This window comes from Stutzerimonas kunmingensis (genome assembly GCF_032106285.1).
Lineage (GTDB): Bacteria > Pseudomonadota > Gammaproteobacteria > Pseudomonadales > Pseudomonadaceae > Stutzerimonas > Stutzerimonas kunmingensis_B.
In genome coordinates this window covers 181,829-205,600 of sequence record NZ_DAMCPO010000005.1, presented here as the reverse complement: position 1 = coordinate 205,600, position 23,772 = coordinate 181,829, and the positions used below count along the sequence as shown (strand labels likewise).

The following is a 23,772-nucleotide window of genomic DNA, read 5'->3' as shown; positions in this document are numbered from 1 at the left end:
GGTCACCGCAGCTTCTCCGCCACGCGCATTACCGCACTGCGCGAACGCGGGTTGCCCTTGACCTCGGCATCGGAAGCGTACTGCGGCTTGCCGAGCAGCTTAAGGCGCGGCTCGAATGCCTTTGGAATGATGGGCAGGTCGCGTGGCAGCTTGTCCGCCTCGCCCTTGGCGTGGCGGCGCATGAACTGTTTGACGATGCGGTCTTCCAGCGAATGAAAGCTGATGACCACCAGCCGGCCGCCCACTTCCAGAGCCTCCAGGGCTGCATCAAGGCCATGCTCCAGGTCGCCAAGCTCATTGTTGATGTAGATGCGCAGTCCCTGAAACGCACGAGTCGCCGGATTCTTGCCCTTCTCCCAAGCGGGATTGGCCTCACTCAGGACCTTGGCGAGGTCGGCGGTACGTTCGAAAGGCGCCGCTTCGCGGCGCTGCACCACCGCACGAGCCATGCGCTTGGCGAAGCGCTCTTCGCCATAATCCTTGAACACCCGGGCGATCTCATCTTCGTCGGCGTGCGCTATCCAATCGGCCGCACTGACGCCTCGGCTAGGATCCATGCGCATGTCCAGAGGACCGTCGTTAAGAAAACTGAAGCCGCGCTCGGGGTCGTCCAGCTGCGGTGACGAAACGCCCAGATCCAGCAAAACGCCACTGACGGTTCCGCTCCAGCCGCGCTGCGCCACTTCTTCGCCAAGTTCGGCAAAACTTCTCTGCACAACGACAAAGCGGCCGTCCTCGGCCGCCAGTGCTTGCCCCGTAGCGATGGCTAACGGATCCTTGTCGAACCCTAGCAATAGGCCATCTGGCCCAAGCTGCTGAAGCAGTAGCCGGCTGTGACCTCCCCGCCCAAAGGTGCCATCCAGATAGCGTCCGTCCGGGCGCACGCTCAGCGCCGCGACGGCTTCGTCGAGCAACACGGTGATATGTCGCAAGCTGCTGATCTGGTTCACAGGATTAGGTCACGTAGTTCTTCCGGCAGACCGCCGGGTTGCTTGATGGCCGCCAGGTCCGCGTCAGAAACCGCGTTCCAGTCGTCCTCGTTCCATAGTTGAAACTTGTTCAGTTGCCCTACCAACATCGCGCGCTTGTCCAGCCGGGCGTACTCACGAAGACGCGGCGGCACCACGACACGCCCACTGCCATCCATCTCCAGATCGACAGCATTACCAATCAGCAGGCGTTGCAGGCGACGGGCCTCTTCACGCAAGGAGGGCAATTCGCGGAGCTTGGCTTCGATCAGCTCCCACTCGGGCAAGGGGTAAATGCACAAACAACGGTCCACGGCGTCGATCGTGATGATCAGCTGGCCATCGCCACGGGAATTCAGCTCGTCGCGATACCGGCTGGGCATGGCTAGCCGGCCTTTGGCGTCGAGACTGATGGCGTTAGCTCCGCGAAACACGGCTGCGCTTCCCCTGAATTAGCTATCCATACCCATATTCACCCACTTTCTGCCACTTCCTACCACTTGTGCGCACTATAGAAACGCAGCCGCCCCACCGTCAAGGCGAGCCAGAAGGGAAAAAGCCTTACGGAGCGGCAATTTAGCGACGTTGAGAGGTAATTCGAGCGGAGAACGCGCAGAGGATTGGAAGCATCTTCAGAGACAACAGTGAGCTGCTCAACAAAGTTAAAGTACTTTGTTAAGAGCAAGAATGTTTCGGAATTAAAAATGGGGTATTGCGAAGGAAGAAAGGAGGAGAGCCGATCTGTAAGCCGGGTTCTGTCGAGGACAGCCATTCCTCTACGACAGCCATCGCTGACTGCCTCTAGCAACCTACCCGGATCCAGCGCGGGCCACGCCGATGGATCCCTATTTGGTCTTGCTCCAAGTGGGGTTTACCTAGCCACGGACTGTTGCCAGCCGCGCGGTGCGCTCTTACCGCACCTTTTCACCCTTACCGGCACCGAAGTGCTTAGGCGGTTATTTTCTGTGGCACTTTCCGTAGGCTCGCGCCTCCCAGGCGTTACCTGGCACTTCGCCCTATGGAGCCCGGACTTTCCTCCCTCCCTTTTTGCGGAACAAAAAGAGACAGCGACTGTCCGATCGACTCTCCAGGCGCCAGAGTACCGCCGCAACTCGCTGCCTGCAAGCTCACCAGGCGGCACGAGGCGCAGGCCACCTCCTATTTGCGTTCCAGCGCCGCCTGGTACAACAGGTTCTTGCGCACACCGGTAATATCGGCTGCGATTGCGGCCGCCCGCTTGAGCGGCATTTCTGCCAACAGCAGATCGAGCACCCGGAGCGCCTCTGCGCTCACCGCGCTCTCGTCTAGCGGAGCATGCCAACCCTCTACAAGCACCACGCACTCGCCGCGCTGCTGATTGCTGTCGGCCTCGACCCACGCGTGCAACTCGCTCAGCGGCAGCCCTTTCAGTGTTTCGAACGTCTTGGTCAGCTCTCGGCCGAGCACGGCAATTCGATCGCCACCGAACACATCTCGAAAGTCGCCAAGCGATTCCAGTATGCGGTGCGGAGCTTCGTAGAAGATCAGAGTGCGTGGCTCTTCTTTCAGCGCTTCGAGCCGTGCACATCGTGCAGCAGCCTTGGCAGGCAGAAAGCCTTCGAAGATGAATCGATCCGAGGGCAACCCAGCCGCCGACAGTGCGGCGATCAGCGCACAAGCACCCGGCACCGGCACCACTGCAACCCCAGCGGCACGCGCCTGGCGCACCAGGTGATATCCCGGATCGGAAATCAACGGCGTACCCGCATCGGAGATCAGCGCGACATCCTCTCCACCTTGCAACCGCCCGATGAATCGCCCCCCCTCTTCACGCTCGTTATGCTCGTGGCAAGCTGCCAGCGGCGTCTGAATACCGAAGTGCGCGAGCAACCGAGACGAGTGACGGGTATCCTCCGCGGCTATCAGCGACACCTCTCGCAGCACCCGCAGCGCTCGGGCACTGATGTCCTCCAGATTGCCGATCGGCGTTGCGACGACATAAAGCGTCCCCATTCCGGAATTCGCACCACCGCTGGCAGTCACAAGGGCTTACCTCTGTCACGGAAATGCGCATTGTAGCCCGATTCACCGCCGCAACATCGCCGCCACTTCAGCGCTTGGGTACAATCCGCCAACACTCGCCAGTGCTTTCAGGAACGATCAAACAATGGCTTGCTTACGCCCCCTTCTACTCCTGTGCGTCGCAATCATGCTCGCAGCTTGCGCCAGCTCTCCCTCTTCGACATTGGGCGAACTGCCTCGCACACCACAGGCTTCCACCCAGCAACTGCTGGAGAAAGCCGACCAAAGCGACCCCGAACAAGCCGTGCAGCTGCGCCTGGCCGCCGCCGACCAGAGCATCCAACAGGGCAACCATGCCCAGGCTCGCAGCATTCTGGAAAAGGTTCAGCTGGATACACTGAAACCAGCGCAGCAGATCTTCGCATTGACACTGCAGGCCGAAATCGCACTAGCCGATGGCAAACCTGAACAAGCCGAGCAAGCTCTGCAGCACCCTGCGTTCGAACGCCTGGGCGAGCTACCAGTGGCGCAGCAGGTTCGTAGCCAGCTGGCGCGGGCGGAAGCGCTGGAGGCGACCGGCAAGCCCCTCGCTGCTGCGCGCGAACGGGTTTTCACTGCTCCACTCCTGAGTGGCGAGCAAGCCAGAACCAACCACGAAGCCATCTGGAAACTCATATCCGCACTTCCCGAGCAGCAACTGCAAGGCGCGGCAGATGACGATCTCGCCGGCTGGCAGTCGCTGGCGCTGTCACTGAAACGCGCCGGCACCGTTGCCCAGCAACAGCGCGCCATTGACGACTGGATTGCACAAAACCCCCAGCACCCTGCCGCAGAACAGCTCCCTGAGCCACTACAGAAACTTCGTGAGCTGGCCGATCAGCCCCTGAACAACATCGCACTGCTGCTCCCCATGGACGGCCAGCTGGCAAGCGTCGCGCGCGCCCTGCGTGACGGCTTCCTTGCGGCACACCTGCACGCGCAGCAATCCGGCCAGGCGCTGCGCATCGAGCTTTATGACAGCACCCGCATGACCTCCATCGACGAGTTCTACCGACAGGCCCAGGCTGCCGGCGTACAGCTGGTCGTGGGCCCTCTGGAAAAGGATCTGGTGCGCCAACTGGCCGAGAGGGATCAGCTGCCGATCACGACACTCGCCCTGAACTACAGTGACGCCGGTCAGAGCACCCCGCCCCAGCTGTTCCAGTTCGGCCTGGCTGCCGAGGACGAAGCCCGCGAGGTCGCCCGCCGCGCATGGGCGGACGGCCATCGCCGCGCCATCGCACTGGCTCCTCGCGGAGACTGGGGCGGGCGGATTCTGGATGCCTTCCGCCAGAGCTGGGAAGAAGCCGGCGGAACACTGGTTGCAGCCGAGCCATTGGCCGAGCCCGTGCAACTCGCCAACCAGATCGCCGATCTGCTGCAACTGCGCAGTAGCGAGAGTCGTGGCGGACGGGTCAGCAGCATCACTGACGCCTCGACGAGCAACCAGCCCACTCGCCGGCAGGACGTCGACTTCCTGTTCCTGGCAGCCACTCCGCAGCAGGCCCAGCAAGTCCGACCCACCCTGATCTTCCAATATGCGGGCGACCTTCCGGTATACGCCACCTCTCACCTGCATGCGGCCAGCCACGATCGCACCCAGTACCTCGACCTCGAAGGCATTCGTTTCGCAGAAACCCCTTGGCTATTGAACGACCAACTTCCATTGCGCCAGGAAGTCGAGCAGAAATGGCCGCAGGCGGGCGGCAGTCTGGGTCGACTGTACGCAATGGGTGCGGACGCCTACCTTCTCGCGCCGCGGCTGAATCAACTGCTGGCACTTCCGGATACTCAACTCGACGGCCTCTCCGGCACGCTCAGCCTGAACCCGCAGCAGCGCATCGAGCGTCAGCTTCCATGGGCCGAGTTCCGCGACGGCGAGGTCCAGCGCCTGGACAACATGCAGTAATGAGCGACAGCCAGAGCAGCGGACGCTCTGCCGAAGCACTCGCGTTGCGTCACCTGTGCGATCAGGGCCTGCGCCTGCTGACGCGCAACTGGTCCTGTCGCAGCGGCGAGCTTGATCTGGTCATGCTCGACGGCGATACAGTAGTATTCGTCGAGGTCCGCTACAGGCGCTACGCCGCCTGGGGTGGCGCCCTTGAAAGCATTGATGCGCGCAAGCAGCAGAAGCTGATCAAGGCTGCCCAGCTCTTCCTGCAGAAGGAAAGCCGATGGGCCCGGAGCCCTTGTCGCTTCGACGTCGTTGCGATCACATTAGCCGGGCAGACCGAGAATCTGAACTGGATCCGCAACGCATTTGATAGCTGAACGATTCATTACGCAGCGACTGCTGCACGATGCCGCCCAGCCCTAGCGAACCGCAAGCGCATACCGAAGCGATAGCCGGTGGCGCTTGCAACCTTTAAGGTCGAACACAATGGACATGCAAACCCGAATCCGCCAACTGTTCCAGGCCAGCATCGAAACCAAGCAGCAGGCCATGGAAGTCCTGGCCCCGAGCATCGAGCAGGCCGGCCAGGCGATGGTCAATGCCCTTCTTAGCGAAGGCAAGATTCTTACCTGTGGCAACGGCGGCTCCGCTGGCGACGCGCAGCATTTCTCCTCCGAACTGCTCAACCGCTTTGAGCGCGAGCGGCCGAGCCTTCCCGCCATCGCACTGACCACCGACAGCTCGACGATCACCTCGATCGCCAACGATTACAGCTACAACGAAGTATTCTCCAAGCAGATCCGCGCCCTGGGTCAGCCAGGCGACGTATTGCTAGCGATCTCTACAAGCGGCAATTCCGCCAACGTGATCCAGGCCATCCAGGCAGCTCATGACCGGGAGATGCTGGTAGTGGCACTGACTGGACGGGACGGCGGCGGCATGGCGTCGCTGCTGCTGCCAGAAGACGTTGAAATCCGCGTACCAGCCAAGGTAACCGCCCGCATCCAGGAAGTGCACCTGCTGGCTGTCCACTGCTTGTGCGACCTGATCGACAACCAATTGTTCGGAAGTGAGGAATGAACGTGCCCCGCCTGCCTGTTATCGCCCTAGGCCTGTGTCTGGCCGTCAGCGGCTGTAGTTCGGTACTGACCGCAACCCGCGACGATCCAATTGCCGACAACCGCGGCACCCGCACCATCGGCAGCAAGATCGACGACTCGCTGATCGAAACAAAGGCTGCGGTCAATATCGCCAAGGCCCATCCCGACCTTGATCAGGGCTCGCACATAGTCGTAGCGAGCTACAACGGCGTCGTGCTGCTGGCCGGACAGACTCCGCGCGCAGAACTCAAGGAAACGGCCGAACGAGCTGCAAGCAGCGTGCAGCGCGTCAAGCGCGTCCACAATGAACTGCAGATCCTGCAGCCTTCCTCTGCACTGGCACGCAGCAACGACTCTTGGCTGACCACCAAGATCAAGACCCAGATGCTCGCAGATAACAGCGTTCCGGGCTCGCGGATCAAGGTGATCACCGAAAACGGCATTGTCTATCTGCTGGGCTTGGTTACACGCCAGGAAGGCAACCGCGCGACCAACCTCGTGCAGAGCGTCAGTGGCGTGCAGCGTATCGTAAAGCTGTTCGAATACATCGACTGACCGACTTTGGCGCCCGATAGACCCGGGCGCCGCGCTCGCCTACTTGACCACCTTCAAGCTCGGACGTCCGCCCGGCCGCGGCGCATCATCACCACCGCTCTCGCTTGGCGCATCGTCGTCCGGCGGCGTCGGCTCGATCTCGAACACCATGCCCTGCCCATTTTCCCTTGCATAGATGGCCATCACAGCAGCGGACGGTACGTTCAACGAGTGAGCAACGCCACCGAAACGCCCCTCGAAGCTGATCGCCTCATTATCCATGTGCAGGTGGCGTATGGCGCTTGGCGCAACGTTCAGCACGATCTGCCCGTCACTGGCGAACCCGACAGGGACCTGCACGCCGGGATAATCGACGTTGACCAGCAAGTGCGGCGTGCAATCGTTGTCCACGATCCACTCGTAGAGCGCCCTGACTAGATAGGGGCGGCTTGAATTCATGGGAATCCTCTCTCAGCGCATGTTGCGCTCGACGGCGGAAAGACTGGCCTGAAAGGCCTCGCGGGCGAAACTGCGCTCCATATAGTCAAGCAACGGCTTGGCAGCTCGAGGCAACTCGATACCGAGTCTGGGCAAACGCCAGAGGATAGGCAACAGGCAGCAGTCGACGAGACTGATCTCGTCACTCATGAAATACGGCTTTTCCGCGAATATCGGCGACACGCCGGTCAAGCTTTCACGAAGCTCTTTGCGAGCCTGCGCGCGTTGCGGCTCAGCGGTACGCTGGTCAAGGATACGGTCGGCCAGCGAACACCAATCTCGCTGAATGCGATGAACCAGCAGGCGAGTATTCGCCCGCGCAACCGGATAGACCGGCAATAAAGGGGGATGGGGGTAACGCTCTTCCAGATACTCCAGAATCACACTCGGCTCATACAGTGCCAGATCGCGATCCACCAGCGTCGGAACACTGGCATACGGGTTCACCTCGGCCAGCTTGGCCGGACACTGCCCCGCCTCGACGTCAAGTATGTCCACACTGACGCCTTTCTCTGCGAGCACGAGACGAACGCGATGGGAATAGTGGTCGGCGGGATCGGAGTAGCAGCCCAACCGATTGGTTGCAGCCATAGGTCCTTCCTCACTCTTTATCTTGAAGCAGAAAAAACACGCGCGCCCAGAGGGCGCGCGCAGGGTACAGCAGTTGCGGCTTGCAGCTTAGTGAACGTCTTTCCAGTACTCACGCTTGAGCAGGTAAGCGAACACGAAGAACACCGCCAGGAACAGCAACACATAGGTACCGATACGCTGGCTCTCCAGCTTGACCGGGTTTGCCGAATAGGCAAGGAAGGTCACCAGGTTCTTGATCTTCTCGTCGTACTCGGCCTCGGAGAGTGTGCCGGTACCAGGCTCGACGACCATCTGATCGCATGCCTCCTCGGTGATCGGCGTGCCGGTCAGAGGATCGAACTGCTTGCGACCGTCTTCGACCACCTGCACCTGCTTGCAGCCCACGACGCGACGCCCCTGAAGCGGAGCCAGCACGTGCGGCATACCGACGTTCGGGAAGACCGTGTTGTTGACGCCATAAGGGCGGGCCGGATCTTCGTAGAAACTGCGCATGTAGGTGTACAGCCAGTCGTTGCCGCGAACGCGAGCAACCAGGGTCAGGTCCGGCGGAGCAGCACCAAACCAGACCTTGGCATCATCAGGCTTCATGCCGATCTTCATGTGATCGCCAAACTTGGCATCAGCAAAGACGATGTTGTCCATCATGACCTCTTCGGGAATACCGAGGTCAGTGGCAACACGCTCATAACGCTGGTACTGCGCGCTATGACAACCCATGCAGTAGTTGGCGAAAGTCTTCAGACCGTCCTGCATGGCCGCTTTGTCAGTCAGGTCGATATCGACCTTATCCAAGTGTGCCTCGGTCCCTGCAGCGGAGGCAAAGACCGGCAGGATTGCAAGAATCAATGCAGCAAATTGCTTTTTCATCAGCCAGCCACCCTTTGCGGAACCACTTTGGTCTTCTCGAGCTTGGTATAGAACGGCATCAGGATGAAGTAGCCGAAGTAGATAGCAGTACATATCCGCGCGAGCAGAGTGCGCTCGGGAGTCGGTGCAAGTACGCCAAGCACGCCGAGAATAATGAAGGATACACAGAACGCCAACAGCGTTACTTTGCTCATCCAACCCTTGTACTTCATGGATTTGACCGGGCTTCGATCCAACCAGGGCAACACGAAGAGCACTGCGATCGCCGCCCCCATGGCGATAACACCAAGCAGCTTATCCGGCACCGCACGCAGAATCGCGTAGAACGGAGTGAAGTACCAAACAGGAGCAATGTGTGCCGGAGTCTTGAACGCGTTCGCCACTTCGAAGTTCGGCTTCTCAAGGAAATAGCCGCCCATCTCAGGGAAGAAGAACACGACCGCACAGAAGACGAAGAGGAACACCACGACACCGACAATGTCCTTAACGGTGTAGTACGGGTGGAACGGGATACCATCGAGCGGCACGCCGTTCTCATCCTTGGTCTTCTTGATATCGACACCCATCGGGTTGTTCGAGCCAACCTCGTGCAGCGCCAGGATGTGCAGAACGACCAGGCCAAGAATGACGATTGGCAACGCGATCACGTGCAGCGCGAAGAAGCGGTTCAGCGTGATGCCTGAGATGAGGTAGTCACCGCGAATCCACTGGGTCAGGTCACCACCGATGACCGGAATGGCACCAAACAGCGAGATGATTACCTGGGCACCCCAGTAGGACATCTGCCCCCAAGGCAGCAGATAGCCCATGAAGGCCTCAGCCATGAGCGCCAGATAGATCATCATGCCGAAGATCCAAACCAGCTCGCGCGGCTTCTGATAGGAGCCGTAGAGGATCCCACGGAACATATGCAGATAGACCACCACGAAGAACGCGGACGCGCCCGTGGAGTGCAGGTAGCGGATGATCCAGCCGTACTCAACGTCGCGCATGATGTATTCGACGGAGGCGAAGGCGCCCTCAGCCGAAGGCTCGAAGCTCATGGTCAGCCAGATACCGGTAAGTATCTGATTGACCAGTACGAGCAGGGCCAGCGAGCCGAAGAAATACAGGACGTTGAAGTTCTTGGGGGCGTAGTACTTCGAAAGATGGTCTTCCCACATCTTGGTCGCGGGAAAGCGGGCGTCGACCCATTCCATGAACTTGCTCATCAGGCGTTCTCCTGGTCCACACCGATGATGATTACATTATCGGTCTCGTACGAGTGCGGGGGCACCGGCAGGTTCAAGGGAGCTGGCTGCGACTTATAGACGCGACCGGCCATATCGTATTTGGAACCATGGCAAGGACAGAAATACCCACCAAGCCAATCGGCACCGAGATCGGCCGCAGCCACCTCAGGACGGAAGGACGGCGCACAGCCGAGGTGAGTACACAGACCGACCACCACGAGCAACTCGGGCTTGATCGACCGGTTCTTCGGATCGACATAAGCAGGTTGCTCGGAAGCCTTGGACTCAGGATCGGCTACCTGGCCGGCAACCTTCTCCAGATTTCCGAGGACCTCGTCGGTCCGACGCACGATAAATACCGGCTGACCGCGCCACTCGGCGACCATCTGCTGCCCCGGCTCGATCTTGCTGATATTTACCCTTACCGGCGCACCGGCAGCCTTGGCCTTGGCACTCGGGAACCACGATCCCACAAACGGGACCGCAGCACCCACCGCTCCTGCAGCGCCCACCACCGAAGTGGCGGCCACAAGGAAGCGACGCCGGCCTGCATTCACGCCGTCATTGCTCATTCAGTCGTCTCCCATCAGCTTCTTATGGCCTGCTTGACGCAGGCATGTACCACGTAAAATTGGGCCGCGAAAAATTCGCCAAATGGTAAAGAAAAGGCCTTCTTCTGACAAGGTAATAGCCTGTCACATAAGCCCTAATGCCCGGCCTTCAGGCTTTCCAGCGCGCGACACACTGTCGCACCGCCATATAAAAACGCACCCCAAAAAAAAACGCCCAGCTCCGAACGAAACTGGGCGTTTCTTTTGAAAGCGCGAATTAGCGCTTGGAGTACTGCGGACGCTTGCGCGCTTTGCGCAGACCGACCTTCTTACGTTCCACTTCACGAGCGTCGCGAGTGACGAAGCCAGCCTTACGCAGCGGGCTGCGCAGAGTTTCGTCATACGAGATCAGAGCACGAGTGATACCGTGACGAATGGCACCGGCTTGACCACTGACACCACCACCAAGAACGGTGACGTAGATGTCGAACTTCTCGACAGTCTCAGTCAGCTCCAGCGGCTGGCGAACGACCATGCGGGCAGTTTCGCGACCGAAGAAGTTATCCAGCTCACGGTTGTTGATGGAGATCTTGCCAGTACCCGGGCGCAGAAAGACGCGCGCGGTTGCAGTCTTGCGACGGCCAGTGCCGTAATTTTGAGTCGCCGACATAATGAACTATTCCGTTAAATCTTCAGTTCTTGGGGCTGCTGAGCGGTGTGCGGGTGGCTGGCACCCTTGTACACCTTCAGCTTACGATACATGTCGCGACCCAGCGGGTTCTTCGGCAGCATGCCTTTGACCGCGGTCTCGATCACACGCTCGGGCGCCTTGGCGATCAGCTTCTCGAAGCTGATCGACTTGATGCCACCCGGGAAACCGGAGTGAGAGTAGTACACCTTGTCTGTGGTCTTGGCACCAGTCACACGCACTTGCTCAGCGTTGATCACGACGATGTAATCGCCAGTATCCACGTGAGGGGTGTATTCCGGCTTGTGCTTGCCACGCAGGCGGCTAGCGATTTCGGTTGCCAGACGACCCAGGGTCTGGCCGGCAGCGTCGACGACGAACCAGTCGCGCTTGACGGTTTCCGGTTTAGCAGTAAATGTCTTCATTCGTTATAGCCTCAGGGGCCGCCCTGAAAATAAGACGGCGAATCTTACTGAATGGTGCTCGCCCTGGCAAGGCCAGGGCAGCCGGAAACAGACGCTATCGGGGGCTCGGGTCAGCGCGTCCGCCACGGCAGTGGTTCGGTAGGCTAGGCATCCCCTACCTTTGGCTTGCGTCGACAGGCTAGGCATCCCCGGCGACAGGCTGCGGAATTATCCTGATTACCAGCAAAATAGCAACCGACATTTATAGTTATCGAATTCCGCTACACCCGCCCTCAAGCAGGCACAGCCCACCAAACAGGGAGCCTCACTCCCTAGATCTGCCAGCGTGACATCCAGGGCACTTCGGATACGTCGAACGCTCTCATGAGCACAAGCCGTCCCGTCTTCGTTAAGCTCTTCGGCACTCAGTCTCAGATCACGCGAGGTATTGCATGGAATATCGCTCACTCGGCCGCACAAATCTGAAAGTCAGTTCGCTGTGCCTCGGCACCATGACATGGGGAGAACAGAACGACCAGGCCCAGGCATTCGCCCAGATCGACCGGGCGAAGACTGCCGGCATCAACTTCATAGATACGGCCGAGATGTACCCGGTGCCGCCGCGCCCGGAAACCTACGCAACCACTGAGCAATACATAGGAAATTACTTCCAGAGCCGGGGCGACAGAGCCGACTGGATCATAGCCACGAAGATCGCGGGACCCGGCAACGGCATTACACACATTCGCGACGGTCAACCTAGACTCAATCGCGAACAGATCCGCACCGCGCTCGATAACAGCCTTCGGCGCCTGCAGACCGACTGGATCGACCTGTACCAGCTGCATTGGCCGGAACGCAGCACCAACTTTTTCGGGCAGCTGGGCTACCGACATCAAGAAGGCGACTTCACTCCACTGGAAGAAACTCTCGAAGCGCTCGATGCCGAAGTCAAAGCGGGCAGAATCCGCCACATCGGCCTGTCCAACGAAACGCCTTGGGGCGCGATGAAATACCTGCAATTAGCCGAAGCTCGCGGCTTGCCGCGTTCGGTTTCGATACAGAACCCTTATAACCTGCTCAATCGCAGTTTCGAGGTCGGCCTGGCGGAAATCAGCATCCGCGAACAATGCGGCCTACTCGCGTACTCGCCACTGGCATTCGGCATGCTCAGCGGCAAATACGAGAACGGTGCTCGCCCTGCCAGCGCGCGCCTCACGCTCTTTCAACGTTTCGCACGCTATAACAATCCCCAGGCCAAAGCCGCATGCTCTCGGTACGTTAAACTGGCTCGCGAGCATGGACTGGATCCAGCACAGATGGCGCTTGCCTATGTCACAGCGCAACCCTTCGTCACCAGCAATATCATCGGCGCGACATCACTAGAGCAACTTGAGTCGAATATCCGTAGCGCCGAAATTACGCTCTCGAGTGAAGTGCTAGCCGCAATTGAAGCGATCCACACAGAACAGCCGAATCCAGCCCCCTAAGCCCCTTCACGAAGCAACGACTACTGCGCACCGGCAACAACGAGCACAAAGGAATCACTAGCATGATCGCCGCTCACCTGCTTGCTCCATCCAGCCTGCTGGCAGGCTGGATAATCTATGTGATCGCGCTGTTATGGGCGGCCTGGCGAGCTCCCTGGGTCGAGCTCTTCAGTGATACTCGCCGTCAGCACTTGCTGTTCGGCGCAATGCTTTCGATCTTTCTGCTCTGGCTGGTGCGAAGGGACTTCGATTCGGGCCTTTCATTCCACTTCATCGGGCTGACAGCCGTCACCTTGCTACTGGACTGGCCACTGGCAATCATCGCCGCCCTCATCGCCCAGGTCGGCCTGACACTGACAGGTCATCAACAAGTTGCAGCCCTGGGCATGAACGGCATCCTGCTGGTACTGATCCCAGTGCTGGTCACGGTTGTATGCGCGCGACTCGTCGAACGCGCCCAACCCCGCAACCTGTTCGTCTTCATTTTCTTCGCTGGATTCTTTCCAGCGGCGCTCGCAGCATTGGCGTGCATCCTGGCATCGCTCGGCGTACTGCTACTAGATGGTCGCTACCCGATGCCGCCTTGGCTGGCGGATTTTGCCGGCTACCTATGGCTGGTCATGTTCCCCGAAGCCTTCATCAACGGCACAGCGATTACCGCCCTGGTGGTTTTCTACCCGGACTGGATGGAAAGTTTCAATCAAAGCCGCTATCTGCAGGCGCCATGGAAAGAAGACAAGTAGCGTCAAAGCGCTAGTGCTCGCGCGGAGGCATGTCACCGGAGAACAGATCATCCTCCAGCTCATTGCCCGGAATCGCGTGCGCTTCCGACGCCCAAGCACCAAGATCAATAAGCTTGCAACGATCGGAACAGAACGGCCGGCTTGGGCTTTTCGGCCCCCACTCTACCGGCGCTCCACACGTCGGACACTCAACTATCGCAGCGGTCATACCTGCCCTCCTCGTAACGTCAAATAAAAGCGGTGCAATCGCTCGACCTCCGCCCCTAGCCACGACAGATCTCGATCATTTACCAGCACATCATCGGCATGTTGCAGGCGCGCTTCACGACTGGCCTGCGCCTTGAGAATCGCCCGCACGTGCTCCTCACTGACTTGATCACGTGCCATCGTGCGCGCTACCTGGAGTGACACAGGGACGTCTACAACCAGCACACGATTGACCTGACGGTACTGCCCTGACTCAATCAGCAGCGGAGAAGCCATGATGGCGTAAGGCGACTCAGCCAAGGCGAGATGCCTGGCGATCTCAGCACGAATCAGAGGATGCAGCAGCTGTTCCAGCCACTGCCTGTCGGCCGGGTTATCGAATATACGCTCACGCAGCCCTTTTCGATCCAGAGCGCCGTCCGCAAGCAAGATGCCTGAGCCGAAGCGCTCGGCAATCTGCAGCAACGCTGGCCGCCCGGGCTCGACCACCCAGCGCGCCGCCTGATCGGCATCGACGACATGTACACCCAGACTGGCGAAGCGATCCAGCACCGCGGTCTTGCCACTACCAATGCCGCCAGTCAACCCGAGAATCCAGGGCTCCATCGCAACCACACCCAGACTAAAAACAGGACGCGCAGTAGTAACTACTCAGCCTGCGAAGCGCAAGCCCAGAACGTCTTTCGTTAAGAGTACAAGTCGGCGGAACGGCTTTCGGCTCAGCAATGCTGTCCGACTTAGAAGCGCGCGAACTGGAGATAGCTCTCGGTAATCCGGTCACCCCAAAGCAACGCGATCCAGCCGGCGATCGCCAAGTAGGGACCGAAAGGGATGGGCGTGCTGCTCTCGGCGCGCTGCACCCGCAACAGGATTGTGCCAAGAACAGCCCCAACCACCGACGACAATAGGATTGTAAGTGGTAACACCTGCCAACCACCCCAAGCTCCTAACATCGCAAGCAGTTTGAAATCGCCATAGCCCATACCTTCTTTGCCGGTGACCAGCTTGAACAGCCAATAAACCGACCACAGGCTCAGATATCCCGCTACCGCTCCCCACAGTGCACTTTCTAGCGATACGAACAAACCGAAGTTGTTCAGGATGAGACCAAGCCACAACAGCGGCAGAACCAGCGAATCGGGCAGCAACTGATGATCGATATCGATCATGCTCATCGCCACCAATCCCCAGGTCAGCAACAGCATTGCTCCTGCCTGCCAGGTGAAACCGAAATGCCAAACGACATAGCCAGAAAGCAGGCCGCACGCCAACTCCACAAGGGGATAGCGACTGCTGATCGGCGCCCGGCATGACGAACACTTGCCACGCAAGGCCAGCCAGCTGACCAAGGGGATATTCTCCCAAGAGCGAATCTGATGATCACAGTGCGGGCACCGCGAGCTTGGCAGCAGCAGATTGAAGCGCTCACCGATCGCCTCCGGTGGGCACTCGAGATACTCAAGCGCCTGCGCACGCCACTCACGCTGCATCATGATCGGCAGCCGATAAATCACGACGTTGAGGAAGCTGCCGATCAACAAGCCCAGCAAAGCAGCGGACAAAACAAAGGCCAGCACGTGGCTGGCCAGATAATCGATCAGAATCATACTTACACAACAGAGCCAAGCTGAAAAATCGGAAGATACATCGCAATGATCAAACCGCCGACCAGCACACCAAGCACCGCCATGATCATTGGCTCCATTAAGGCAGTCAGCCCGTCGACCATGTTATCGACTTCATCTTCATAAAAGGTTGCCACCTTGGCCAGCATCTCATCCAGGGCGCCGGACTCTTCCCCGATCGCAGTCATCTGGACGGCCATGCTCGGAAAGGCACCAGTCGTACGCATGGAAAAGTTGAGCTGCATACCGCTCGAAACATCACTTTTCACTTTCATCGTTGCATTACGGAACACCACATTACCGGTCGCACCAGCCACCGAGTCCAACGCATCGACCAGCGGCACGCCAGCAGCAAAGGTGGTAGCTAACGTGCGTGCAAAGCGTGCCACTGCAGACTTATAGAGAATATCGCCAACCACAGGGATCTTGAGCAAAAAACGGTCGAACCCGTTGCGAAAACGTTCCGATTTGCCGTGGGCTGTTTTGAAGGCATAAGCCACCCCAAACATGGCAAAAAGCACCGCATGCCACCAGGCCTGCAGCGCTTCGGACAAGCCAATGACCATCAATGTGAACGCCGGAAGCTCCGCGCCGAAGTTTGCAAAAACATCCTGAAACTGCGGAACCACTTTGATCAACAGGATCGCCGAAACGATGATCGCAACCAGCACCACCGCGATGGGGTAGTTCATTGCCTTCTTGATCTTGGCCTTCAAGGCTTCAGTCTTTTCTTTGTAGGTCGCCACCCGATCAAGCAGCGTTTCCAACGAGCCGGATTGCTCACCGGAATCTACTAGATTGCAATAGAGATCATCGAAGTACTGAGGCTTCTTGCGCAGTGCGGTTGCGAAACTATTACCTGCCGCAACTTCCTGCTTCAGATCATCCACCAGCTTTCGCATATTCGGATTGTCAAAGCCTTCACCGATGATGTCGAACGACTGCAGAAGCGGCACACCCGCCTTCATCATGGTTGCCATCTGACGAGTGAACAAGGCGATGTCCATCGGCTTGATCTTCTTGCCGGCACTGAACAGCGACACCGATTTCTTACGCACCTTTTGCGGGTTGACGCCTTGCTTACGCAGCTGGGCCTTGACCAGCGCAGGGCTGACGCCGCTCAGTTCGCCTTTAATCTTTGCGCCCTGCCTGTTCGTCCCTTCCCAGGTGAACACACTGGTCTTTATCGCTTTCTGCGCCATGTTAATCCTTGGTCACCCGGTTGACTTCTTCCAGGCTGGTCACGCCCTGCATGGCTTTAACAAGAGCCGAAGTACGCAGATCGTTGAAGCCGTCTTTACGCATCTGGGTGGAAATGTCGATGGAGTTGCCGTCCTCCATGATAATCCTGGCCAACGCCGGCGTGTTTTTAACCACTTCATAAATACCGACACGGCCTTTGTATCCGCCTTTGCAATTTTCACAGCCTATCGGACCGTAAATTTTGAAGGTTCCGATCTTATCGGCAGGGAAGCCCTCTTCCAGCAGGGCCTCGCGGGGCAACTCCACTTCTTTCTTGCAACTGTTGCAAAGCTTGCGTGCCAGTCGCTGCGCGATGATCAGATTGACCGATGTCGCGATATTGAACGCTGCCACCCCCATATTGCGAAGGCGCGTCAGAGTTTCTGCAGCGCTGTTGGTATGAAGAGTCGACATGACCATGTGACCGGTCTGCGCCGCCTTGATGGCGATCTCGGCGGTTTCCAGATCGCGGATCTCACCCACCATGATGATGTCTGGATCCTGACGCAGAAACGCGCGCAGGGCCTGCGAAAAATCCATCCCCTGGCGTGGATTGACGTTGACCTGGTTGATGCCTTCCAGGTTGATCTCCACAGGATCTTCTGCGGTCGAGATATTCACATCGACCGTATTAAGAATATTAAGCCCGGTATAAAGAGATACCGTCTTACCGGAGCCGGTCGGACCGGTGACCAGAATCATGCCCTGCGGTTGCTTCAAGGCATTCATATAAAGCTCTTTCTGATCCTCTTCGTAACCCAGCGCATCGATTCCCATTTGTGCGCTGGATGGGTCGAGAATACGCATCACGATCTTCTCACCCCACAGCGTGGGTAGCGTATTCACACGAAAATCAATCGCCTTATTCTTGGACAGCTTCATCTTGATACGGCCATCCTGAGGCTTGCGACGCTCGGAAATATCCAAGCCCGCCATCACCTTGAGGCGCGCGGAAATCCTGGGCGCCAGCTGTATTGGCGGACGCGCCACCTCATGCAGGATGCCATCGGTACGCAGCCGCACGCGAAACGCCTTCTCATAAGGCTCGAAATGCAGGTCGGAAGAGCCCCCGCGAATGGCGTCGAGCAGCATCTTGTTGACGAAACGAACCACCGGCGCATCGTCTGCAGCCTCTCCAGCCTCGTCACCCTTGCCATCATCATTAACCGACTCTACATCTACGCCATCCAGGTCAACGTCACCTAGATCCTCCAGCCCGGTAGAACCGTTGTCGTATAGCTTGTCGATTGCCTCACCGAGCTTATCGTCCTCCACCAACACCGGCTCGATCGAAAGCCCGGTACTGAACTGGATATCAGCAATCGACTGATGATTCGCAGGATCGGAAATAGCGATGTACAGCTTGGTTCCACGCTTGGAAAGGGGAAGCACGCGATGCTGCTTGGCAAGTTTCTCACTAATCAGATCCTTCGGCAGCGCCTCCTTATCAAGCGCACCCAGGTCCAGCAGTGCGACGCCAAACTGCTCGGATGCAAGCTCAGCTATGACGCGCCCCTTGACCAGCCTGTTCTGAACGACATAGGTAACGAAGGGCGTTTTGCTGCGAAGCGCTTGTGCCTGAGCCTGCTGCGCCGTTCTCTCGTCTAGCACCCCGGCACCGACCATCTGCCGCGCCAGCCCGGATAGAGAAATATTTTCGCTCATAAGGGTCTCGCCTAGTTCCAAGCTCGCCTTATAGCCTAGTTGCCAGGCCGTGCAAATACACACCACATCAAGTGACGAAATACGTCACTTAATGCCATCTAAACGAGCACGCCGCAGGCGCCATAAAGAAAAGAAAAGCGCCCTAAATAGCCTTACCGCCGTTTTTTCTTTGCTAGCTGCTTCGCGAAGCAGCACCAACCAGCAGGAAACTTGCGTCATGTCACATACTATCCATCATCAGAACACCTTCGGGAACGCTGGCACACAAACTGCACTATCGCTAGCAGGCGGTTGCCTAACACTCAAGGAGAAACAACAGATGAAAACTCAAATGCAAAAAGGCTTTACGTTGATCGAACTGATGATCGTGGTTGCGATCATCGGTATTCTGGCCGCTATTGCGCTGCCCGCCTATCAGGACTATACCGTACGCTCCAACGCTGCCGCTGCCCTGGCCGAAATCACGCCTGGCAAGATCGGTTTTGAGCAGGCGGTTAACGAAGGTAAAACCCCGTCCACCACTGCAACTGATCCGGGCTACATCGGCGTTGGCGCTACAACTTCTTATTGTGGCGTAGCGGTCACTTTCGCCCAGGCAACCGGTGTTGGTTCCATCGCTTGTACAACTACTGGCGGCAACGCTGGCAAGTTCAATAGCAAAGCAATCACGCTTAATCGTACCGCCGAGGGTGCATGGTCTTGCGCCAGCACCTTGGACGCTAAGTACAAGCCAGGCAAGTGCTCCTAATCTAGCCTGTTGAAAAAAGAGCGGCCTAAGCCGCTCTTTTTTTGCCTGCCTTTTACTTGGAGAAAAACATGAAGCCCGCAAAAAGATCGTGCCGCGGCTTTTCTCTGATTGAGTTGATGATCGTGCTATCCATCATCGGCGTTCTTTCGGCCATCGCATTTCCCGCCTATCAGAACCACACCGTGCGCACGACAGCCGCTGCCGCCTTGGCCGAAATCACTCCGGCAAAGGACACGTTCGAGCACGCCATCAGCGAAAATCGAACCCCCTCACTGGTGCCTGGCTTGCCGGGATTTATCGGTATCGGTGCGAGCACAAACTATTGCACGGTAACGCTAATAGCAACGGCGACGGGATCGATCACCTGCACCGCCCGGAATGGAATGCCAGGGCGGTTCAATGGCAAAATCATTACCCTTAACCGCACGGCGGAGGGCTTGTGGAGCTGCACCAGTGATCTGGACAGCCAATATAATCCGGGGAAATGCCTTTAAAGCAGCAACAACCGAACTACGCCAGATGCTCCTCTTGAAAAATAAAGAAATATTGATTGCAGCTTTTTTTCTGCTTGTTTTTTCGAGCACCAGCCTCAGTTATTGGCTATTTGATTACAGCTGGCTGGAACAACAAAGAATTACCCAGCTAATGCTTTTAGTTGCTGCCTCAGCGGCGCTTCAGCTGGGCTATTGGCGCCGCCCTGGCGCCTTTGCCCCCCCCAGCAATACAGTGTTGTTGGCGTTTATCTTGGGCTTGGCTTCGGTGCTGCTATCCCAACACCCGCAATGGGCATTGAAAGAATGGGCAAAATATGCATCCAGCTTCGCATTGATTGTTTATCTCGGACATATTCTTCGCCAAGCAGCCGCTCAGCAAGTGGTGCTGTTCATCCTCTTTGTCACATCAGCATTGCTGGCAGTACAATTTCTCGCCTTTTACATAGCCTCGTTCTTTACCGGGACACGTGACGTCACCCCTTACTTGATGTATCCCGGGTTCGATAACCCTCGCTTCTATGGTCAGTTTCAAATAATACTTATCCCTATTTTGCATGGCCTTTCACTCCAGCAGGGCTGGCACAAGAAGTTGTTTAACCAGAACGCCATCCAATTAACTCTTCTATTGCAGTGGTGCATCGCCTGGGCGCTAGCTGGGCGTGGTGTTTTGCTGGGCCTCTGCATAGCAAGCGTCGTCACGCTGCTTGCCACCGGCGTTCGCTACAAGGCATTGCTCTTGCAGGCGGCAGCATTCGCCTTGGCCGGTTTGGCACTCTATTTTCTACTTTTCTTTTGCTTTCCGGAGTGGGCGGGGCTAGCCAGAGATATACCCTCGGGCCTGAGGTTTGACCTATCCAAACGAGATGTTCTTTGGCAAGGCGCATGGGAGATGATCAAGGCCAACCCGTTTCTTGGTGTAGGCCCCCTGCACTACTCGGCTGTATGGAACCATATCGGCGCACATCCGCATCAAGCTACATTGCAGTTCCTTGCTGAGTGGGGCATTCCGGCAACGTTACTATTTCTGTTCAGCATAATGACCGGCATGCTGCGAGGAATGAATAAGATTCGCAGCAAAACGGATGTGCTTGACGCGGCTTTATGGATGGCTCTGCTGGCTTCGTTGACGCTGGCTCAGGTCGATGGCGTATTCGCTATGCCTTATACCGAAGGCTGGCTGACAGTTATTGCCGGGCTGGCTCTGGCGCGCTGGGGAAGCCCTGAAGGCACCGCCACCACGATCAGCCCGATACGACAGAGAATGTTCTCCATACTTTTGCTGCTGGCAATAACCATCATTGGGCGCATCTTGATTGTGGACGTTCCCTTGTTGCATGAAACATCCATGAAATTCTATAAAGAACACAATATAGGCAGCCCTCCCAGGTTCTGGGACCAGGGCTGGATTCCGATGTGAGGATATACATGTCTAATCCACGTATCAGAGCTTTTTCTACTCACCTGCTGATCTCTGCTGGCCTGGCGCTTGCGATTTTGTACTTAGTCTTCTTTATTTGGCATCCCAGTCCGCTACACACAGCCGTAGGCGTGACCAAGATATTCCTCATGCTAATAGCAATTGATGTAGTTCTTGGCCCCTGTCTTACTCTGATGGTTTACAAGCAAGGCAAAAAGACCTTGGCCATGGACCTCTCCATAATCTGTGCTCTACAACTTGGCGCGCTGTTGTATGGGTTGCACACTGTGGCCGATGGTCGACCTGCATGGCTGGTTTTCGCTGATGAGCGCTTCCAGTTGGTGCGCGCTAATGAGATCGATGGGCGCAGGCTGGGTGAAGCGAAAATAGAATATCGAAGCCCTCCATGGATGGGGCCGAGGTGGGTTTCTGTACTGGAGCCTGAAAGCGCCGACGAAAAAGGCAACTTGCTTTTTGAGTCTGTTTTCGCCGGTGTCGATATTTCACAACATCCCGAGCTTTATCAATCGCTGAGCACTGCCGAATCTGCCATGCAAGAAGCAGGAAAACCCTTAGCATTGCTTGAGAAATACAACACCCGCGAGGCGGTCGCGGCCATCCTTGAAATCTACCCCAACGCAGGCGCTTGGCTGCCCTTAAAAGCCAATCAGAAAGACATGGTGGTGTTGCTGAAAGGAAACAGTGGCGAGGTTATAGCTATCGTCGATGCTCAACCATGGAACTAAAAACCGAGACGCAGGGGCTCGAAGTCCTTAGGTCGGGCCAAATCGAAGCGACACAGCGCCAATCGCTCTGATGCCACAGAAAGCGCCCTGCATTAGCAGGGCGTTTTCTTGTCACGTTAGCCTAGATCGCGTCCCGCTGACGTAGCAGGTCAATCACCTGCTTCACCCCCTCTGTAACACCAACAGATTCGCTATCGACCACCAGATCAGCGTTAATCGGCACATCGTACGGAAAAGACTCACCCGGAATGTTATCCCCACCGGCCGCATACAACCCCTGCGGATCGCGCTGGCGGCAGGCTTGCGGAGAGGCCTGGACGTAGACGGTGATCAGGCGCCCAGCGCCGATCAATGCCTTGGCCTGTTCACGCCCCTCGGCGTCTGGTGCGACGAACGCGGCGAGGGTGATCAGGCCCGCCTCGTTGAACTGACGTGCGACATGGGCGGCGCGGCGCCAGTTCTCGGTACGGCCGGCGCGGTCTTGAGGTAGGCCTTTGTTGAGGTCGTGGCGCAGGTTCTGGCCATCGAGCACGTAAACTGCGCGGCCCATATCGAACAGCTTGCGCTCCACCGCATAAGCCAGCGTGCTCTTGCCGGCGCCGGAAAGGCCGGTAAACAGCACGGTCGCCGGTTGTTGGCCGAAGCGAGTGGCGCGCTCTTCGGTAGACACATGCGCCAGCGCGCCGTGATGGCCGCCCGATCCATGGACAATCGGGTCGGCGATGATCATGCCGGCGCCGACGGTGCCATTGGTAAGACGATCAATGACGATAAAGGCACCGGTGGTGCGGTTCTGCGCGTAGCCATCGAGCGCGATAGGCGCATCCAGGCTGACCTTGACCTTGCCGATTTCGTTCAGCTGCAGGCTGCTCGCAGCGCCCTTCTCCAGCGTGTTCACATCCACCTTGTGGGCGATGCTGGCAATCGAGCCCGGCACATAGCTGGTAGCACGCTTGATGTCGTACTTCTTGCCCGGCAGCATCGGCTCTTCGCCCATCCACACCAGCATTGCCTCGAAGCTGTCGGCGATACGTGGACGACTGTCAGCATGTACCAGCATGTCGCCGCGCGAGACATCAATCTCGTCTTCCAGCGTCAGGGTGACGGCTTCACCCGGCGTTGCCTGCTCAAGCTCGCCATCGAAGGTGACGATGGACTTCACCCGACTGGTCTTGCCGGACGGTAGCACAGCGATTTCGTCACCCTTGCGCACGATACCGCTGGCCAGGGTGCCGGCGAAGCCACGGAAGTTGAGGTTCGGGCGGTTGACGTACTGCACCGGGAAGCGCAGGTCATCGAAGTTGCGGTCGCCGGCGATCTCGACGCTTTCGAGAATTTCCATCAGCGACTGCCCCTCGTACCAGGACGCGCGTTCGCTGCGATTGACCACGTTGTCGCCCTTCAGCGCCGACATCGGGACGAAGTGCAGGGAGGACGGCTTGAGCTCGATGCGGTCGGCAAATGCCAGGTAGTCGGCCTTGATCTTCTCGAACACGTCCTGATCGAAGTTCATCAGGTCCATCTTGTTGATGGCGACGACGATATGCTTGATGCCCAGCAACGAGGTGATGAAGCTGTGGCGCTTGGTCTGGGTCTGCACCCCGTAGCGGGCATCTACCAGTATGATCGCGAGGTCACAGGTGGACGCGCCGGTGGCCATGTTGCGCGTGTACTGCTCATGGCCGGGGGTGTCGGCAATGATGAACTTGCGCTTGGCGGTACTGAAATAACGGTAGGCAACGTCGATGGTGATGCCCTGCTCGCGCTCGGCCTGCAGCCCATCGACCAGCAGCGCCAGATCGACGTCTTCGCCAGTGGTACCGACCTTCTTGGAGTCGCGGGTAATCGCTTCGAGATGGTCCTCGTAGATCATCTTCGAATCGTGCAGCAGGCGGCCGATCAGGGTGCTCTTGCCGTCATCGACGTTGCCGCAGGTCAGGAAACGCAGGAGTTCCTTGCGCTCGTGTTGCGCCAGGTAGGCGAGGATGTCCTCGCTGATCAGTTCGGATTGATGACTCATGATGCGTT

The 23,772-nt window shown here is 57.8% G+C and carries 26 protein-coding genes and 1 other RNA gene; 10 read left to right on the top strand and 17 right to left on the bottom strand.

Going from position 1 to position 23,772, the window contains the following annotated elements; genetic code table 11:
* Positions 1 to 2: 2 nt before the first annotated feature.
* From rsmH to rsmI, 4 genes are all read right to left on the bottom strand, one after another.
* Positions 3 to 950, bottom strand: a complete 948-nt coding sequence (rsmH, locus tag RT582_RS06420) for a 16S rRNA (cytosine(1402)-N(4))-methyltransferase RsmH (protein ID WP_313476960.1) — start codon at positions 948 to 950, stop codon at positions 3 to 5.
* Positions 947 to 1,402, bottom strand: a complete 456-nt coding sequence (gene mraZ, locus RT582_RS06415) for a division/cell wall cluster transcriptional repressor MraZ (RefSeq protein ID WP_003302783.1) — start codon at positions 1,400 to 1,402, stop codon at positions 947 to 949. Before mraZ ends, rsmH begins: the two co-directional genes overlap by 4 nt.
* Before the next feature lie 294 nt (positions 1,403 to 1,696).
* An RNA gene (gene rnpB, locus RT582_RS06410) (RNase P RNA component class A) lies at positions 1,697 to 2,055 on the bottom strand.
* Positions 2,056 to 2,126: 71 nt separating this feature from the next.
* Entirely contained in the window at positions 2,127 to 2,990 is an 864-nt protein-coding gene (gene rsmI, locus RT582_RS06405) for a 16S rRNA (cytidine(1402)-2'-O)-methyltransferase (protein ID WP_041014820.1), read from the bottom strand.
* Positions 2,991 to 3,114: 124 nt separating this feature from the next.
* Between rsmI and RT582_RS06400 the strand changes: the two genes are divergently transcribed.
* From RT582_RS06400 to RT582_RS06385, 4 genes are all read left to right on the top strand, one after another.
* A complete protein-coding gene (locus tag RT582_RS06400) occupies positions 3,115 to 4,917 on the top strand; it encodes a penicillin-binding protein activator (protein WP_313476959.1) in 1,803 nt (600 codons plus the stop codon).
* Positions 4,917 to 5,279: a YraN family protein gene (locus RT582_RS06395; protein ID WP_313476958.1), complete on the top strand. Its 363-nt coding sequence runs from the start codon at positions 4,917 to 4,919 to the stop codon at positions 5,277 to 5,279. Before RT582_RS06400 ends, RT582_RS06395 begins: the two co-directional genes overlap by 1 nt.
* A gap of 109 nt (positions 5,280 to 5,388) precedes the next feature.
* A complete protein-coding gene (locus RT582_RS06390) occupies positions 5,389 to 5,982 on the top strand; it encodes a phosphoheptose isomerase (RefSeq protein ID WP_313476957.1) in 594 nt (197 codons plus the stop codon).
* A complete protein-coding gene (locus tag RT582_RS06385) occupies positions 5,979 to 6,557 on the top strand; it encodes a BON domain-containing protein (protein ID WP_313476956.1) in 579 nt (192 codons plus the stop codon). Before RT582_RS06390 ends, RT582_RS06385 begins: the two co-directional genes overlap by 4 nt.
* 39 nt (positions 6,558 to 6,596) lie before the next feature.
* Here the strand turns inward: RT582_RS06385 and RT582_RS06380 are convergent, their stop codons facing one another.
* The 7 genes from RT582_RS06380 to rplM form a co-directional block, all read right to left on the bottom strand.
* A complete protein-coding gene (locus RT582_RS06380) occupies positions 6,597 to 6,995 on the bottom strand; it encodes a ClpXP protease specificity-enhancing factor (RefSeq protein ID WP_046617969.1) in 399 nt (132 codons plus the stop codon).
* 12 nt (positions 6,996 to 7,007) lie between these two features.
* Positions 7,008 to 7,625, bottom strand: coding sequence for a glutathione S-transferase N-terminal domain-containing protein (locus RT582_RS06375; protein ID WP_042928469.1), 618 nt, complete (start codon positions 7,623 to 7,625; stop codon positions 7,008 to 7,010).
* 87 nt (positions 7,626 to 7,712) lie between these two features.
* Complete coding sequence (locus RT582_RS06370) at positions 7,713 to 8,492, bottom strand: cytochrome c1 (RefSeq protein ID WP_313476955.1); 780 nt, start codon at positions 8,490 to 8,492, stop codon at positions 7,713 to 7,715.
* Positions 8,492 to 9,703, bottom strand: a complete 1,212-nt coding sequence (locus tag RT582_RS06365) for a cytochrome b (protein ID WP_003302794.1) — start codon at positions 9,701 to 9,703, stop codon at positions 8,492 to 8,494. The genes RT582_RS06370 and RT582_RS06365 overlap by 1 nt, the downstream gene beginning before the upstream one ends.
* Positions 9,703 to 10,296 (bottom strand): ubiquinol-cytochrome c reductase iron-sulfur subunit, encoded by a 594-nt coding sequence (gene petA, locus RT582_RS06360; protein WP_014821354.1) that lies wholly within the window; start codon positions 10,294 to 10,296, stop codon positions 9,703 to 9,705. The genes RT582_RS06365 and petA overlap by 1 nt, the downstream gene beginning before the upstream one ends.
* 256 nt (positions 10,297 to 10,552) lie before the next feature.
* Positions 10,553 to 10,945: a 30S ribosomal protein S9 gene (rpsI, locus tag RT582_RS06355; RefSeq protein WP_003302797.1), complete on the bottom strand. Its 393-nt coding sequence runs from the start codon at positions 10,943 to 10,945 to the stop codon at positions 10,553 to 10,555.
* A gap of 14 nt (positions 10,946 to 10,959) precedes the next feature.
* Complete coding sequence (gene rplM, locus RT582_RS06350; protein WP_014821355.1) at positions 10,960 to 11,388, bottom strand: 50S ribosomal protein L13; 429 nt, start codon at positions 11,386 to 11,388, stop codon at positions 10,960 to 10,962.
* 431 nt (positions 11,389 to 11,819) lie between these two features.
* Here rplM and RT582_RS06345 point away from each other — a divergent pair, with 431 nt between their 5' ends.
* Positions 11,820 to 12,857, top strand: coding sequence for an NADP(H)-dependent aldo-keto reductase (locus RT582_RS06345; RefSeq protein WP_041014824.1), 1,038 nt, complete (start codon positions 11,820 to 11,822; stop codon positions 12,855 to 12,857).
* Between the two features lie 62 nt (positions 12,858 to 12,919).
* Complete coding sequence (locus tag RT582_RS06340) at positions 12,920 to 13,600, top strand: energy-coupling factor ABC transporter permease (protein WP_014821357.1); 681 nt, start codon at positions 12,920 to 12,922, stop codon at positions 13,598 to 13,600.
* Between the two features lie 10 nt (positions 13,601 to 13,610).
* Here RT582_RS06340 and yacG read toward each other — a convergent pair whose 3' ends face one another.
* The 5 genes from yacG to pilB all read right to left on the bottom strand — a co-directional run bounded on the left by yacG (position 13,611) and on the right by pilB (position 18,339).
* The gene (gene yacG / locus RT582_RS06335; RefSeq protein ID WP_313476954.1) at positions 13,611 to 13,808 is read right to left on the bottom strand and encodes a DNA gyrase inhibitor YacG; all 198 of its coding nucleotides are present in this window, start codon (positions 13,806 to 13,808) and stop codon (positions 13,611 to 13,613) included.
* A complete protein-coding gene (coaE, locus tag RT582_RS06330) occupies positions 13,805 to 14,413 on the bottom strand; it encodes a dephospho-CoA kinase (RefSeq protein ID WP_312144234.1) in 609 nt (202 codons plus the stop codon). Before coaE ends, yacG begins: the two co-directional genes overlap by 4 nt.
* Positions 14,414 to 14,544: 131 nt before the next feature.
* Positions 14,545 to 15,414: a prepilin peptidase gene (locus RT582_RS06325; RefSeq protein WP_313476953.1), complete on the bottom strand. Its 870-nt coding sequence runs from the start codon at positions 15,412 to 15,414 to the stop codon at positions 14,545 to 14,547.
* Positions 15,415 to 15,416: 2 nt separating this feature from the next.
* Positions 15,417 to 16,634 (bottom strand): type II secretion system F family protein, encoded by a 1,218-nt coding sequence (locus RT582_RS06320; protein WP_313476952.1) that lies wholly within the window; start codon positions 16,632 to 16,634, stop codon positions 15,417 to 15,419.
* 1 nt (position 16,635) lies between these two features.
* A complete protein-coding gene (pilB, locus tag RT582_RS06315; RefSeq protein WP_313476951.1) occupies positions 16,636 to 18,339 on the bottom strand; it encodes a type IV-A pilus assembly ATPase PilB in 1,704 nt (567 codons plus the stop codon).
* 331 nt (positions 18,340 to 18,670) lie between these two features.
* Between pilB and RT582_RS06310 the strand changes: the two genes are divergently transcribed.
* From RT582_RS06310 to tfpZ, 4 genes are all read left to right on the top strand, one after another.
* Complete coding sequence (locus RT582_RS06310; protein WP_446750906.1) at positions 18,671 to 19,087, top strand: pilin; 417 nt, start codon at positions 18,671 to 18,673, stop codon at positions 19,085 to 19,087.
* 68 nt (positions 19,088 to 19,155) lie between these two features.
* A complete protein-coding gene (locus RT582_RS06305; RefSeq protein WP_313476949.1) occupies positions 19,156 to 19,581 on the top strand; it encodes a pilin in 426 nt (141 codons plus the stop codon).
* Positions 19,541 to 20,998 (top strand): O-antigen ligase family protein, encoded by a 1,458-nt coding sequence (locus RT582_RS06300; protein ID WP_313476948.1) that lies wholly within the window; start codon positions 19,541 to 19,543, stop codon positions 20,996 to 20,998. Before RT582_RS06305 ends, RT582_RS06300 begins: the two co-directional genes overlap by 41 nt.
* 8 nt (positions 20,999 to 21,006) lie before the next feature.
* The gene (gene tfpZ / locus RT582_RS06295) at positions 21,007 to 21,744 is read left to right on the top strand and encodes a TfpX/TfpZ family type IV pilin accessory protein (RefSeq protein WP_313476947.1); all 738 of its coding nucleotides are present in this window, start codon (positions 21,007 to 21,009) and stop codon (positions 21,742 to 21,744) included.
* A 121-nt stretch (positions 21,745 to 21,865) separates the two neighbouring features.
* Here the strand turns inward: tfpZ and cysN are convergent, their stop codons facing one another.
* Entirely contained in the window at positions 21,866 to 23,764 is a 1,899-nt protein-coding gene (gene cysN, locus RT582_RS06290; RefSeq protein ID WP_313476946.1) for a sulfate adenylyltransferase subunit CysN, read from the bottom strand.
* Between the last annotated feature and the right edge of the window lie 8 nt (positions 23,765 to 23,772).

Bases quoted from the DNA above. Each gene is read 5' to 3' on its own strand.
- RT582_RS06380 (WP_046617969.1), bottom strand. From the start codon at position 6,995: ATGAATTCAAGCCGCCCCTATCTAGTCAGGGCGCTCTACGAGTGGATC.
- rpsI (WP_003302797.1), bottom strand. From the start codon at position 10,945: ATGTCGGCGACTCAAAATTACGGCACTGGCCGTCGCAAGACTGCAACC.
- yacG (WP_313476954.1), bottom strand. From the start codon at position 13,808: ATGACCGCTGCGATAGTTGAGTGTCCGACGTGTGGAGCGCCGGTAGAG.
- RT582_RS06375 (WP_042928469.1), bottom strand. From the start codon at position 7,625: ATGGCTGCAACCAATCGGTTGGGCTGCTACTCCGATCCCGCCGACCAC.
- RT582_RS06310 (WP_446750906.1), top strand. From the start codon at position 18,671: ATGCAAAAAGGCTTTACGTTGATCGAACTGATGATCGTGGTTGCGATC.
- RT582_RS06345 (WP_041014824.1), top strand. From the start codon at position 11,820: ATGGAATATCGCTCACTCGGCCGCACAAATCTGAAAGTCAGTTCGCTG.
- RT582_RS06400 (WP_313476959.1), top strand. From the start codon at position 3,115: ATGGCTTGCTTACGCCCCCTTCTACTCCTGTGCGTCGCAATCATGCTC.
- RT582_RS06320 (WP_313476952.1), bottom strand. From the start codon at position 16,634: ATGGCGCAGAAAGCGATAAAGACCAGTGTGTTCACCTGGGAAGGGACG.
- RT582_RS06305 (WP_313476949.1), top strand. From the start codon at position 19,156: ATGAAGCCCGCAAAAAGATCGTGCCGCGGCTTTTCTCTGATTGAGTTG.
- petA (WP_014821354.1), bottom strand. From the start codon at position 10,296: ATGAGCAATGACGGCGTGAATGCAGGCCGGCGTCGCTTCCTTGTGGCC.
- pilB (WP_313476951.1), bottom strand. From the start codon at position 18,339: ATGAGCGAAAATATTTCTCTATCCGGGCTGGCGCGGCAGATGGTCGGT.
- RT582_RS06365 (WP_003302794.1), bottom strand. From the start codon at position 9,703: ATGAGCAAGTTCATGGAATGGGTCGACGCCCGCTTTCCCGCGACCAAG.
- cysN (WP_313476946.1), bottom strand. From the start codon at position 23,764: ATGAGTCATCAATCCGAACTGATCAGCGAGGACATCCTCGCCTACCTG.
- coaE (WP_312144234.1), bottom strand. From the start codon at position 14,413: ATGGAGCCCTGGATTCTCGGGTTGACTGGCGGCATTGGTAGTGGCAAG.
- RT582_RS06385 (WP_313476956.1), top strand. From the start codon at position 5,979: ATGAACGTGCCCCGCCTGCCTGTTATCGCCCTAGGCCTGTGTCTGGCC.
- rplM (WP_014821355.1), bottom strand. From the start codon at position 11,388: ATGAAGACATTTACTGCTAAACCGGAAACCGTCAAGCGCGACTGGTTC.
- RT582_RS06395 (WP_313476958.1), top strand. From the start codon at position 4,917: ATGAGCGACAGCCAGAGCAGCGGACGCTCTGCCGAAGCACTCGCGTTG.
- RT582_RS06390 (WP_313476957.1), top strand. From the start codon at position 5,389: ATGGACATGCAAACCCGAATCCGCCAACTGTTCCAGGCCAGCATCGAA.
- RT582_RS06340 (WP_014821357.1), top strand. From the start codon at position 12,920: ATGATCGCCGCTCACCTGCTTGCTCCATCCAGCCTGCTGGCAGGCTGG.
- RT582_RS06325 (WP_313476953.1), bottom strand. From the start codon at position 15,414: ATGATTCTGATCGATTATCTGGCCAGCCACGTGCTGGCCTTTGTTTTG.
- tfpZ (WP_313476947.1), top strand. From the start codon at position 21,007: ATGTCTAATCCACGTATCAGAGCTTTTTCTACTCACCTGCTGATCTCT.
- RT582_RS06370 (WP_313476955.1), bottom strand. From the start codon at position 8,492: ATGAAAAAGCAATTTGCTGCATTGATTCTTGCAATCCTGCCGGTCTTT.